Raw genomic sequence first — 12,370 nt, forward strand, 5'->3', positions numbered from 1 at the left:
CGATGCGCCTCACACCACCCGGGCCCGCCTGCGAGCCGTCACCGTCCACACCCCCAGCACGGCGAGCAGCACCGTCCCCGCGCCGATCCCGCCCGCGGCCAGGGCCTTCATCGCCGTGCCGCCGTCGTTCCCCGTGGCCGTCCCGGGCCCGGTCACCGTCTGCGCCGTGATCTCCCGGTCCTGTGCCGTGATGTGGAAGACGTTCCGGGGGACGGACTGCCCGCCGTATGCGGGGCCGTCCTGTGCGCCGCCCGCGAGCCGTATCCGCAGCGTCACCTCGAAGGGGCCGTCGCCGAAGGTGTCGGCGACGGCGTCGGAGAGATGGACGACGAGGTAGTAGAAACCGGCGAACCGCATGGCGTTGACCTTGGGGAGGCCCGCGAAACGGTTGCCGTAGTCGACCGGCGGCAGCGCGGCGAGCGGCGCGGACAGCTGCTTGCCGTTGTAGCCGCGGCTCGTCCCCTCGACCTCGCCGCGCACGGGGTTGTAGAGCGTCATGTCGAGGGCGTCGATGGCGTAGCCCCGCCGGCCGCCCCCGGTGGCGCCCAGCTCGGCGGTGACGGACAGCTGCTGGCCCCAGTCGACGGGGACCTTGTAGAAGAGCGTCCGGCCGGGCGGGACGGTCGTGCGCCAGACGCCCTGGCCGACAGCGGCCGCCACGGCGAATCCGGCGCCGCCCGTAAGGGCCGCCGGCGCACCGGGGAGGGGCGTGGGGGTGGCGGAGTTCCATGACTGGGGGGCGCTCGTCACACCACCGCCCGTCAGGCCCGGCTCCGTCGTGGTGGTGAGCTCAAGGTCCCAGTCGCCGGGCGCGGAGTCCGCCGTACCGACACGTTCGACGACCACGTAGTACGTGCCGCCGTCCGCGCACACGGGGGTGCGCGGGGCGGTGGTGCGGGCCCCCAGCGCCGTGATGGGGTGCGGGCTGCCGGATGTGCCGAAGGTGGCGCTGTCGGTGGAGCAGATGTGGCTCTCGGTGTTCTGGACGGTCACCTTGATGCCTTCGGCCACGGAGACCCGGGCGTCGGTGCGGGGGACGGCGGTGACGGAGACGTAGGCGTTGGAGGAGGCGTCGAGGTCGAGGCGGTAGTAGCGCTTCGCGGCGCTCGGGAGCGAGCTGCGGTAGTACGTGCCGGCCTGGAGGAGTCTCGCGTCCGCGGTCCCGGTCGCCCCCTCGACGCCCTCGGCGTCCGGCGCGAAGACGTACGAGGACGAGGCATCGGCCGCCAGCGCCGGTCCGGTCGGCCATGACAGCGGCAGCAGCGCCGATATGAAGAACAACGCCGCCGTACGCCATCTCATCTCGCGCCACCCCTCGTCGTCGCCCGGACCGCGGGACCGACGCCCATCCTGCCCCGCGGTGGCGCGCATCATCCGTGGATCGCGCAACACGGCAACCGGAACGCGAAACCCCGACCGTGAGGACGGCCGGGGTTTGTTCAGAATCGGTGTCGGTGCTCAGGAACCCGTGGGCACGGAGTCGGTCGCCTCCGTCCACAGATCCTGCTCGGCGCGATCCGCCTGGATCTGGCGGTACACGAGGAGCCCGCCGATGGCGGCCAGTGCGACCAGGAGAAGCTTCTTCACCGCGCGACCTCGTCTTTCCTTGACGTAGGGGACCTCTGGCGCCCGACTATACACACCGACCGATATCGATCGGTGACCTGTGTGCGGGCCCAACTCCCGCTCCCGACAACGCAGTAGAACCGGAAGCGGTTACTCCAAATTATCCCTTTGGCGGCTTTCTTCAGACCTTACACCCATTCGTGTGGTGTTCATCTGAAGATCGACGCGCCACGGGCGTCGGTCCACCACTTCGCGGCCTCCATACACATCATGAGGAAAGTACGCAAATCGCCCAACCCGAAAGTGAGGGAACATGGCCCGCACCCAGGTCATGAAGGTCTGGACCGCCTTCGTCACCGCCCTGCTCGCGCTCTGCTCGGCGCTCGGACTCGTCGCCACCGCCGCCCCCGCCGCCATGGCGCAGACCGGGGCGACCGGCAAGAGCACGGGCACGAGCACCGCCGCGCACCGCGCGACGATGCCGACGCCCTCCCACCACTGGGTCTGGTCCCAGGCCAGGGCCCTGCCCCCCACGATGAAGCAGCGCATCCGTGCCGAGGCCCACGGCAAGTCCCCCAGCTGCCGGCACCGCCCGCTCGACGAGACGACGGACGCCACGGGCGAGACCACCGAGCAGTGCGACCCCTCCTGAAGCACCACGAGCCCCCTGGCGCCCCAAGACTTCTTCCGGAGTCCGTAGCCTGGCTCCATGCATCATCGGCGCATAGTCATCGTCACCGCTGTACATGCCCCGTCGGCCGAGTTCCTGGGAGAGGCGTACGAGTCGTTATGCGCGCAAGAACTTCCCCCAGGGTGGGAGTGGCACTGGGTGATCCAGGAGGACGGCACGACGGACCTGGTCCGGCCGCACGTCCCCGAGGACGCGCGCGTGACCTTCCGGCAGGGAAGGCCGGGCGGTCCTGGAGTAGCCCGTACGTTCGCCCTGGCGCACGCGGACGGAACGTATGTGAAGGTGCTGGACGCCGACGACCAACTCGCGGCAGGTGTGCTGGCGCGTGACCTGGCCGCGCTCGAGGCCGACCCCACCATCGGGTGGGCGACCTCCCGGGCTCTGGACCTGATGCCGGACGGCTCGACCGTGGGCTTCCCGGGCGATCCCGAGGAGGGACCGATAGAGCGAGGCGCCGTGCTCGACTACTGGAAGGCGAACGACTTCCGCGCCCAGGTGCATCCGGCGACCCTCTTCGTCCGCCAGGAGCTGCTGCTGGCGCTCGGCGGGTGGATGGCGCTGCCGGCCTCTGAGGACACGGGGCTGCTGCTGGCGCTGAACGCGGTGGGCCGGGGCTGGTTCTCCCGCGAGACAGGGCTTCTGTACCGCAAGTGGAAGGGTCAGGTGACCGGGCAGGCGGCGCACGCGGAGACGACGGAGCGCGCGGCCCGGATGGCGGTGGTGGAGCAGCGGGCGACAGCGCTCGCTTCTTTTGCGTGGCGCGACCCTGCCCGTACGGTGTGACCGACCCGTACGAGACCGGCCGCAAGCCCCCTGGAACGCCCCGAGTGCGCCCCTAGCGCGCCCCACCCGCAACCGCGAGCCAGTGCGCGACCCTGCGCACGGTGGTCTCGTCCAGTTGCTCCGCGAGGGCCTGTACGGCGCTCCAGTCGTCCGGCCCCAGGTCGTGCAGCCCCGCCTTGCCGAGACCGGCCACCAGCACCTGCCTACGACGGCCGCCCATGCGCTCCTTGAAGCTGACGGGCTGCTCGGTGGCGGCCGGAGGCCCGGGCGCCGGTGAGGTGTCGGTGGCGGCGGGCGTGACGTCGTAGCGCTGCCAGGCCCCGTCCTCGGGTCCCCAGAGGGCGACCTCGAAATCGCCGCCACGCGCGCGTACCGTCTGCGCCATCTCGCCGAGCGCGTACTGGACGGGGGCGCGGTGGGGGGACTCGGCGCAGACCTGCCAGGACGCGGAGGACGGCTGGTGGGCCATGGCGACCCAGCGTGGCGCTCCTGACGGCTGCGGGCTCTGAGGACGTGGGGGCACTTCACTCACCCTTCGGAGGCTGCACGGCACGGGGACGATAGCTGACGGGCCGTCAGATGACCAGTGCGTGCCTCTGTCCTCTTCACGGTCGCCGTGACACCCTGCCGTCGGTCATGGACGAGGAGGCGGCGATGACGGAGACCCACGGCGTGGACGCGGCCGAGACGGCCGCCAGGACCGCCGCGGCACAGGCGCTGAGGGAACTCCACGGCACACGCGCGCGTAGCGCGTACGAACGCGCCCTGGCCGCGTGCCGTCGGGCCGGGGTCGACGAGTCCGCCGCCCAGGCGGTGCCGGACAGCCCGGTCGGACGTGCCGCCCACGCCCTGCGTCTGGCGGGCCGTTCCCTCGCCGCCCTGACGACGTCCGCGCCCGACCCGGCGGCGGACGCACGCTGCGCCCGTAACGCCGCCGCCACGGCCGCCCTGGCCGCTCAGCTGGCCCAGACGCGGGAGGAGGGAGAAGGCGCCCGTGAAGCGCTCGGGGCCGCTCTCGCCGCCTCACGGGCGGCCGCGGTGGCGGCGGGAGGAGCGGCGGCCGGTAAGGACACGGCCCTGAACGCGGCGGCCGATGAGGCCGAGAAGCTGGCGGTGGCGGCCGCGCGCGAGGCGGGGTGGAGATAGCGGACCCGACCCGTGGCGTCCGGCTCCGGTCCCTCCCCTCGTGGGGACCGGCGCCGAACGCCGCGGATCTGCCGGGCTCAGCAGAGACCGTCGCCGTCGCCCGGAGCCTCCTGCGGAAGCTGTCCGAGAACGTTCGGCGCCGTGAGCTGTCTCCCCGAGTGCTGAGCCGATGGCCTGCGCGGACGTAGCGTGATGAACTCGCTACCGGGTCGGGATCCTGCCAGCTGGGGCGCGGACCGAGGAGGCTCCGGTCCTCTTCCGGACCCTTAACCCGCAGGTCAGCCATATAAAGTGAGTTTTCCGGTCCGGATGTTCAAACGCGGGGGAGGTAGGGGTGGAGGCCTTGAGTTCCGACTCAGGGGCACGCACAGCCTTCGCGGAGCGCCTTGCACTGCTGTACAAGGAGGCGGGCAACCCTCCCCTCACTCGCGTGGCCGAGGCTGTCGTACAGCTGCAGCGGAAGGACGAGCGGGGGCGGCCCGTGCGGGTCTCCGCGCAGCGGATCAGCGACTGGCGCCGAGCCAAGAACGTGCCGGCGCAGTTCACCGCGCTCGCCGCGGTGCTGCACATCCTGATCCCCCAGGCCCGCCGGATCCGGCCCGCTCCGGTCTCGCCGGGGCTGTACGACCTGGCGCAGTGGCAGCGCCTGTGGGAGCGCGCCGTGGCCGACCCGGCCGGCGAGCGTCCCGCGCCGGCGGCGGAGGCCGAGGAGACGCCGGCCGAGGCCGGTGTGTGCCCGTACCGGGGGCTGGCCTCCTACCGGCAGGAGGACGCCCGCTGGTTCTTCGGCCGGGAGCGCAGCACCGGGGCCCTGGTCGAACAGTTGCGCACGGCGGAGAAGGCCGGCGGCCTGGTCATGCTCGTCGGCGCCTCGGGTGCCGGAAAGTCCTCCCTGCTGAACGCCGGTCTGGTGACGGCCGTCCGTGACGGCGCGCTGAGCGACGAGGACGGTGTGCCGCCCCCGGTGGTGCAGTTCGTACCGGGCGCCGACCCGTCGGCCGAGCTGACCCGTCGAATACCGGAACTCGCCGAGGTTCTCGCGGGTGGCACGGATGGCGCGGATCCGGACGCCGTACGGCAGGCCGTCGCGGCGTGGGCGCGGCGGGAGTCGGCGTCCACCGCCCGTCCCGTCCTGATCGTGGACCAGTTCGAGGAGGCCTTCACCCTCTGCCCGGACGAGACGAGCAGGCGTACGTTCATCGAGGTCCTGCACGCGGCGTGCTCGCCGTCCGGTGCGGGCGCCCTCGCCCCGCTGCTCGTCGTGCTCGGTATCCGGGCCGACTTCTACGAGCAGTGCCTGGCCTATCCCGAGCTGGCGGACGCGCTGCAACACCGGCACATGGTGCTCGGTCCGCTGACCGCGGCGGAGCTGCGGGAGGCCGTGACCGGTCCGGCGAAGGCCGTGGGGCTGGAACTCGAACCGGGTCTCGCGGAGTTGATCGTGCGGGAGGTGAGTGCGGACGGCCCGCGCGGGGCGCATGACGCGGGCGCGCTGCCGCTGCTGTCGCACGCCCTGCTCGCGACCTGGCAGCGACGCAAGGCGGGCCGGCTGACGCTGGCCGGATACCGCGCGGCGGGCGGCATCCAGGGCGCGGTCGCCGCGACCGCCGAGCGGGCCTGGTCCGGCCTCGACCCGGCGGCGCGAGCGGCGGCCCGGCTGCTGCTGCTCCGCCTGGTGCGGCTCGGCGAGGACACCCAGGCCACCCGCAGGCGGGGCACCCGGCGGCAGCTGGCACAGGAGTCCACGGACCCCGGCAAGACCGAGGAGTCCCTGGAGGCGCTGGTCCGCGCCCGGCTGGTGACGCTGGACGCGGAGACCGTCGAGATCACCCACGAGGCGCTGCTGCACGCCTGGCCACGGCTGCGGGAGTGGATCGACGAGGACCGCGGCGACCATCTGCTGCGCCAGCGGCTCGAGGAGGACGGCCGGGCCTGGGAGGACTCGGGGCGCGACTCCTCGCTGCTGTACCGGGGATCGAGGCTGGGGCAGGCGCACAGCTGGGCGAGGTCGGCGGGGGACCGGTTCCTGACCCGCAGCGCGGTGGAGTTCCTGGCGGCCTCGGTCCGGCTGCGCCGGCGGATGGTGTGGATCGGGCGGGGCGCGGTGGCGGCGCTGGTCGTGCTGGCGGTGCTCGCGGGCGGGGCGGCCGTGGTCGCGTGGCAGCAGCGGGACGACGCCGTTTTCGAACAGGTGCTCGCGGAGGCGGACCGGGTGCAGTACACGGACCCCTCACTGTCCGCACAGCTCGACCTGGTCGCCCACAACCTGCGTTCCGGTGACGCGGGCACCAACAACCGGCTGCTCGCGATCGTCAACGCCCCGCTCGCCACCCCGATGCTCGGTCACACGGGTGCCGTGTACCTGACCACCTTCAGCCCGGACGGCCGGCTCCTGGCCACCGCCAGCGCCGACCGGACCGTACGGCTGTGGAACGTGGCGGACCGCACCCGTCCCAAAGCGCTGGGCAAACCCCTGACCGGCCACACCAGTTGGGTCAGCAGCGCGGTCTTCAGCCCCGACGGCAAGACCCTCGCCAGCGCCTCGGACGACGGCACGGTCCGGCTGTGGGACGTACGCGACCCCAGCCGGCCGAAGCCGCTGGGCGCGCCCCTGGACGGGCACGACGGCACGATCTACCTGATCGCCTTCAGTCCGGACGGCCGCACCCTCGCCACCGCCGACGAGGACCACACCGTACGGCTGTGGGACACGACCACCCCGTCCCGCGCGACATCGCGGGCCGTGCTGACCGACCACACCGCCGCCGTGCGCTCCCTCGCCATCAGTCCGGACGGGCGCACGCTCGCCGCGGGGGGCGACGACAACACGGTCATGCTGTGGAACATGTCCGACCCGAACCATCCGAGGCGGACCGGCCCGACCCTGACCGGGCACACGGCCACCGTGCACTCCGTGGCCTTCAGCCCGGACGGCCACACCCTCGCCAGCGGCAGCGCGGACGACACCGTACGGCTGTGGGACGTGACCGACCCCGCCGACGCGAAGCCCCTCGGCTCCCCGCTCACCGGTCACACCGGCCTGGTCTGGTCGGTCGCCTTCAGCCCCGACGGCACCATGCTGGCCGCCGGCAGCGCCGACAGCACGGCGAGCCTGTGGAACGTCCGCGACCCCGCCTACCCCTCGCAGATCGGCGAGCCGCTCGCGGGCGGCAGCGGGGAGATGTACGCCCTCGGCTTCAGCCCCGACGGCAGGACCCTCGCCACCGGCAGCGGTGACAGCAAGGTCCGTCTCTGGTCGCTCCCGACCTCGGACATGTTCGGCGGCCGCGGCGCCTTCCGCCCCGACGGCAAGGTGCTGGCCACGGCGGCGAGCGACGGGCGTATGCGGCTGTGGGACATACGCGACGCCGCCCGGCCCGTCCTGCTGGGCAAACCGTTCATGGACGCCGGCAACGGCGACCCCTCCCCGGCCTTCTCCCCCGACGGCAGGACCCTGGTCGTCCTGACGGGCCAGCGTTCGGTCGCCCTGTGGAACGTCACGGACCCCGTCCATCCCGTCTCCGCAGGACCGGACATCCGTCTGAAGACCCGATTCATGGGCCCCGAGGCGATCGCCTACAGTCCGGACGGCCGTATTCTCGCCACCGCCTACGAGGACCGCACGATCCGGCTCTGGAATGTCGCCGACCCGGCCCATGTGAAGCCGTTCGGCGAGCCGCTCACCGGCCCCGGGGGCTTCATCGACTCCCTGGCCTTCACCCCGGACGGCCGGGCCCTGGCCGCCGGGAGCGAGGAGGGCGCCGTACGCCTGTGGGACGTCACCGCCCCGGCGGACCCGAAGCTGCTCGGCAAGCCGCTGCGGGGCCACCAGGGGCCGGTCAACGCCCTGGCCTTCACTCCGGACGGCCACACCCTCGCCAGCGGCAGCGACGACGACACCGTACGGCTGTGGAACGTGACCGACCCCGCCGACGCGAAGCCCCTCGGCTCCCCGCTCACCGGCCACTCCGAGGCGGTCGTGTCGCTGACGTTCAGCCGGGACGGCCGGACCCTGGCCAGCGGCGGCAACGACAACACGGTCCGCCTGTGGAACGTCGCCGACCCGTCCGACGCGGCCCCCATCGGCCAGTCGATGAGCCCCAACGCCAGGACCGGCCACTTCCTCGCCTTCAGCCCGGCCAGCAACCTCCTCGGCGTCTCCAGCGGCTCCGACACGGTCCGCCTGTGGAACCTCGACGTCGACACGGCGATCCGCCGTATCTGCTCCACCACCAAGGGCGTACTGACCCCTCAGAAGTGGCACGAGTACCTGCCGCGGCTCTCCTACGATCCCCCGTGCGAGAGCGGAACCGGGTGATCCGGATCACAAGTGTCAGTTCGCTCCGAACAGTTGGCTCCCGCCGGGCAACCGACCTTGTTACCCTTGGCCATAGCCCGACCGCTGGTGCATCCCCCGTCGCCAGCGGTCGGGTCTTTTCATACGCCGGTGTCGATGCCGGCCAGGGATGCCCTTGATGCCGGCCGAGGACGAGAAAGACCCCCAACCATGACCGGTTGGGGGTCTTTTCGCTGGTGGGGCTAACAGGATTTGAACCTGTGGCCTCATCCTTATCAGGGATGCGCTCTAACCAACTGAGCTATAGCCCCGCCGCGCTCTGCGGTGTGTGTCCCGCGCGCTGACTCCTGAAGATTAGCGCACGACGTGGGCAGTCCCAAAATCGGTATCGGGAGCTGATCAGCGACGTCCCTCACTCGTCCTCGGCGAGCGTCAGCTCGATGCCGCCGACGAAACCCGCGGAGAGGTTGTAGATGAACGCGCCGAGGGTCGCCAGCGCCGTCGCGAGGACGACGTCGATGACCGCGATGATCGACGAGAACATCAGGACGTGCGGCAGCGACAGGAAGGACTGCAGGTCGAAGCCGTTCGACTCGTTGGAGCCGGTGGCCTCGGAGATGGTGCCGCCGACCGACGAGAAGACGCCCATCGCGTCCATGACCATCCACAGCACGGCCGAGGCGACGATCGTGCAGATGCCCAGCGCGATGGAGAGCAGGAAGCTCACCTTCATCACCGACCACGGGTCGGCCTTCGCCACCCGAAGCCGTGCCTTGCGGATGCGGGGCATGGTGCGCGCGCCGGTGCGGGGGCGTCGTACCGCGCCCGCCGGTGCGGGGGCGGCGGGCGACTGCGCCTGGGCCGCCGGGTTCGGATAGGCCTGCGGCGGGTGGTACGGGCCGGCCGGCTGCTGCGGCCGGCGCTCGCCGGGCAGCGGGGAGGGCGCCTGCTGCGGCGGGGCGGACTGGGCCGGGGGCTGCGGCCTCGGCGGGGCCGGCGGCTGTGACTGCGGTTGTGCCTTCGGCGGGGCGGCTGCGCCCGCCCCCGTCGTCTGCGGACCTCGTGCGTCCGTCACGGTTCCCCCCTGCGATCCCTCGGAGTCGGTCGCGGGCGGACTGGTCGGGTCCACCTCGACCTTGCGAAGTTGGGTCGTGTGCGGATCCGCCGCACGCGCGGCGGAGCCACGGCCGCCGCCGTCCGATTCCGTACCGGTGGAATTACCGGTGGAGGTACCGGCCGATCCGGCGCCCGTGGCTCCGCTCACGATGACTCACTCCTCGTGCTACTCGGCCGAGGGCGACTCACCCTCGTCCGTGCCGGTGGTCGCGGCGCTCTCGGCGGTCTCGTCCACGGCGTCGTCACCGTCGACCTCCTCCGCCTCGCGCCCCGCCTCGGCGTTACGTGCGATACCGACCACGGCATCGCGCTTGCCCAGGTTGATCAGTTGGACGCCCATGGTGTCACGGCCCGTCTCCCTGACCTCGTTGACTCGCGTACGAATCACGCCGCCCGACAGCGTGATGGCGAGGATCTCGTCGCTCTCCTCGACCACCAGCGCGCCGACGAGCGAGCCGCGATCCTCCACGATCTTGGCGGCCTTGATACCCAGGCCACCGCGACCCTGGACGCGGTACTCGTCGACGGCGGTCCGCTTCGCGTACCCGCCGTCTGTGGCAGTGAACACGAACGTACCGGGTCGAACAACATTCATCGACAGAAGTTCATCGCCCTCGCGGAAACTCATGCCCTTGACACCGGACGTAGCACGCCCCATGGGGCGCAATGCCTCGTCCGTGGCGGTGAACCTGATCGATTGTGCCTTCTTGCTGATCAGAAGCAGATCATCCTCGGATGAGACGAGTTCGGCTCCGATCAGTTCGTCGTCCGAACCGTCCTCCGTCTCACGGAGGTTGATCGCGATGACACCGCCGGACCTGGGCGAATCGTAATCCTTCAGAGGCGTCTTCTTGACCAGACCGCCCTTGGTCGCGAGGACCAGGTACGGCACCGCGTCGTAGTCCCGGATGGCGAGGATCTCGGCGATCGCCTCGTCCGGCTGGAAGGCCAGCAGGTTCGCGACGTGCTGGCCGCGCGCCTCACGGCCGGCGTCCGGAAGCTCGTACGCCTTCGCCCGGTACACCCGGCCCTTGTTGGTGAAGAACAGCAGCCAGTGGTGGGTGGTGGAGACGAAGAAGTGGTCGACGATGTCGTCCTGCTTCAGCTTCGTGCCGCGCACGCCCTTGCCGCCCCGCTTCTGCGAGCGGTAGTCCTCGGTCTTGGTGCGCTTGATGTAGCCGCCGCGGGTGATGGTGACGACGATGTCCTCTTCGGCGATCAGGTCCTCCATGGACATGTCGCCGTCGAAGGGCACCAGCATCGTCTTGCGGTCGTCGCCGTACTTCTCGACGATCGCGGTGAGTTCCTCGCTGACGATGCCGCGCTGGCGGACCGGGGAGGCCAGGATCTCGTTGTACTCGTTGATCTTCGCCTGGAGTTCGTCGTGCTCCTGGACGATCTTCTGCCGCTCCAGGGCGGCGAGGCGCCGCAGCTGCATCTCGAGGATGGCGTTCGCCTGGATCTCGTCGATCTCCAGGAGCTGCATGAGGCCGGTGCGCGCGATCTCGACGGTCTCGCTGGCCCGGATGAGCGCGATGACCTCGTCGATGGCGTCCAGGGCCTTCAGCAGACCACGCAGGATGTGCGCCCGCTCCTCGGCCTTGCGCAGCCGGAAGCGCGTACGGCGGACGACGACCTCGATCTGGTGCGTCACCCAGTGGCGGATGAACGCGTCCAGGGAGAGGGTGCGCGGGACGCCGTCGACCAGCGCCAGCATGTTGGCGCCGAAGTTGGTCTGCAGGTCCGTGTGCTTGTAGAGGTTGTTCAGCACGACCTTGGCGACCGCGTCCCGCTTCAGGACGATCACGAGCCGCTGGCCCGTGCGCGACGACGTCTCGTCACGGACGTCCGCGATGCCGCCGACCTTGCCGTCCTTGACCAGGTCGGCGATCTTCTGCGCGAGGTTGTCGGGGTTGGTCTGGTACGGCAGCTCCGTGACCACCAGGCACTGGCGGTTCTGGATCTCCTCGACCTCGACGACCGCCCGCATGGTGATCGAGCCGCGGCCCGTGCGGTACGCCTCCTCGATCCCCTTGCGGCCCACGACGAGTGCGCCGGTCGGGAAGTCGGGGCCCTTGATGCGCTCGATGAGGGCGTCCAGGAGCTCCTCGTGCGAGGCCTCCGGGTTGTCCAGGTACCACAGGGCACCGGCCGCGACCTCGCGCAGGTTGTGCGGCGGGATGTTGGTCGCCATGCCGACCGCGATACCGGCCGAGCCGTTGATCAGCAGGTTCGGGAAGCGGGCCGGCAGGACCGTCGGCTCCTGGGAACGGCCGTCGTAGTTGTCCGTGAAGTCGACGGTCTCCTCGTCGATGTCACGGACCATCTCCATCGACAGCGGCGCCATCTTGCACTCGGTGTAGCGCATCGCCGCCGCCGGGTCGTTGCCCGGGGAGCCGAAGTTGCCGTTGGAGTCCACCAGCGGCATCCGCATCGACCACGGCTGCGCCAGGCGCACCAGTGCGTCGTAGATCGAACTGTCGCCGTGCGGGTGGTAGTTGCCCATGACGTCGCCGACCACGCGCGCGCACTTGTAGAAGCCGCGCTCGGGGCGGTAGCCGCCGTCGTACATCGCGTACAGGACACGGCGGTGGACGGGCTTGAGGCCGTCCCGGACGTCCGGCAGCGCACGGGCCACGATGACGGACATCGCGTAGTCGAGGTACGAGCGCTGCATCTCGGTCTCGAGCCCGACGGGCTCGATCCGCATGACGACGTCGCCGCCCTCTTCAGGGGTGACAGGAGTGTTCTCGTCGGCCATTGCTGGTGAA

The 12,370-nt window shown here is 71.1% G+C and carries 9 protein-coding genes and 1 tRNA gene; 4 read left to right on the forward strand and 6 right to left on the reverse strand.

Annotated elements, in window-relative coordinates; translation table 11 throughout:
* Positions 1 to 9 precede the first annotated feature (9 nt).
* Together ABZT17_RS28295 and ABZT17_RS28300 are read right to left on the reverse strand one after the other, a co-directional pair.
* The gene (locus ABZT17_RS28295; protein WP_356352669.1) at positions 10 to 1,302 is read right to left on the reverse strand and encodes a hypothetical protein; all 1,293 of its coding nucleotides are present in this window, start codon (positions 1,300 to 1,302) and stop codon (positions 10 to 12) included.
* 156 nt (positions 1,303 to 1,458) lie between these two features.
* On the reverse strand, positions 1,459 to 1,587 hold the full coding sequence (locus ABZT17_RS28300; RefSeq protein WP_003999697.1) for a DLW-39 family protein: 129 nt from the start codon (positions 1,585 to 1,587) through the stop codon (positions 1,459 to 1,461).
* 292 nt (positions 1,588 to 1,879) lie between these two features.
* Between ABZT17_RS28300 and ABZT17_RS28305 the strand changes: the two genes are divergently transcribed.
* Together ABZT17_RS28305 and ABZT17_RS28310 are read left to right on the forward strand one after the other, a co-directional pair.
* A complete protein-coding gene (locus tag ABZT17_RS28305; protein ID WP_356352670.1) occupies positions 1,880 to 2,218 on the forward strand; it encodes a DUF6344 domain-containing protein in 339 nt (112 codons plus the stop codon).
* Positions 2,219 to 2,275: 57 nt separating this feature from the next.
* A complete protein-coding gene (locus tag ABZT17_RS28310; protein ID WP_356352672.1) occupies positions 2,276 to 3,040 on the forward strand; it encodes a glycosyltransferase family A protein in 765 nt (254 codons plus the stop codon).
* Positions 3,041 to 3,092: 52 nt separating this feature from the next.
* On the opposite strand, the gene ABZT17_RS28315 is transcribed toward ABZT17_RS28310, so the two are convergent.
* The gene (locus ABZT17_RS28315; RefSeq protein WP_356352674.1) at positions 3,093 to 3,509 is read right to left on the reverse strand and encodes a hypothetical protein; all 417 of its coding nucleotides are present in this window, start codon (positions 3,507 to 3,509) and stop codon (positions 3,093 to 3,095) included.
* Positions 3,510 to 3,694: 185 nt separating this feature from the next.
* On the opposite strand from ABZT17_RS28315, the gene ABZT17_RS28320 reads away from it, so the two are divergent.
* Positions 3,695 to 4,186, forward strand: a complete 492-nt coding sequence (locus ABZT17_RS28320; RefSeq protein ID WP_356352676.1) for a hypothetical protein — start codon at positions 3,695 to 3,697, stop codon at positions 4,184 to 4,186.
* A 334-nt stretch (positions 4,187 to 4,520) separates the two neighbouring features.
* Positions 4,521 to 8,504: a hypothetical protein gene (locus ABZT17_RS28325; RefSeq protein WP_356352677.1), complete on the forward strand. Its 3,984-nt coding sequence runs from the start codon at positions 4,521 to 4,523 to the stop codon at positions 8,502 to 8,504.
* Between the two features lie 213 nt (positions 8,505 to 8,717).
* Here the strand turns inward: ABZT17_RS28325 and ABZT17_RS28330 are convergent.
* The 3 genes from ABZT17_RS28330 to gyrA form a co-directional block, all read right to left on the reverse strand.
* Positions 8,718 to 8,794: transfer RNA gene (locus ABZT17_RS28330), tRNA-Ile, on the reverse strand.
* 101 nt (positions 8,795 to 8,895) lie between these two features.
* Positions 8,896 to 9,747, reverse strand: a complete 852-nt coding sequence (locus ABZT17_RS28335; RefSeq protein ID WP_356352679.1) for a DUF3566 domain-containing protein — start codon at positions 9,745 to 9,747, stop codon at positions 8,896 to 8,898.
* 18 nt (positions 9,748 to 9,765) lie between these two features.
* Entirely contained in the window at positions 9,766 to 12,360 is a 2,595-nt protein-coding gene (gene gyrA / locus ABZT17_RS28340) for a DNA gyrase subunit A (RefSeq protein ID WP_356352681.1), read from the reverse strand.
* Positions 12,361 to 12,370: the final 10 nt, after the last annotated feature.

It is taken from the genome of Streptomyces sp. NPDC005648 (assembly GCF_040605395.1).
GTDB lineage: Bacteria > Actinomycetota > Actinomycetes > Streptomycetales > Streptomycetaceae > Streptomyces.

Bases quoted from the DNA above. Each gene is read 5' to 3' on its own strand.
- ABZT17_RS28305 (WP_356352670.1), top strand. From the start codon at position 1,880: ATGGCCCGCACCCAGGTCATGAAGGTCTGGACCGCCTTCGTCACCGCC.
- ABZT17_RS28310 (WP_356352672.1), top strand. From the start codon at position 2,276: ATGCATCATCGGCGCATAGTCATCGTCACCGCTGTACATGCCCCGTCG.
- ABZT17_RS28295 (WP_356352669.1), bottom strand. From the start codon at position 1,302: ATGAGATGGCGTACGGCGGCGTTGTTCTTCATATCGGCGCTGCTGCCG.
- ABZT17_RS28315 (WP_356352674.1), bottom strand. From the start codon at position 3,509: ATGGCCCACCAGCCGTCCTCCGCGTCCTGGCAGGTCTGCGCCGAGTCC.
- gyrA (WP_356352681.1), bottom strand. From the start codon at position 12,360: ATGGCCGACGAGAACACTCCTGTCACCCCTGAAGAGGGCGGCGACGTC.
- ABZT17_RS28320 (WP_356352676.1), top strand. From the start codon at position 3,695: ATGACGGAGACCCACGGCGTGGACGCGGCCGAGACGGCCGCCAGGACC.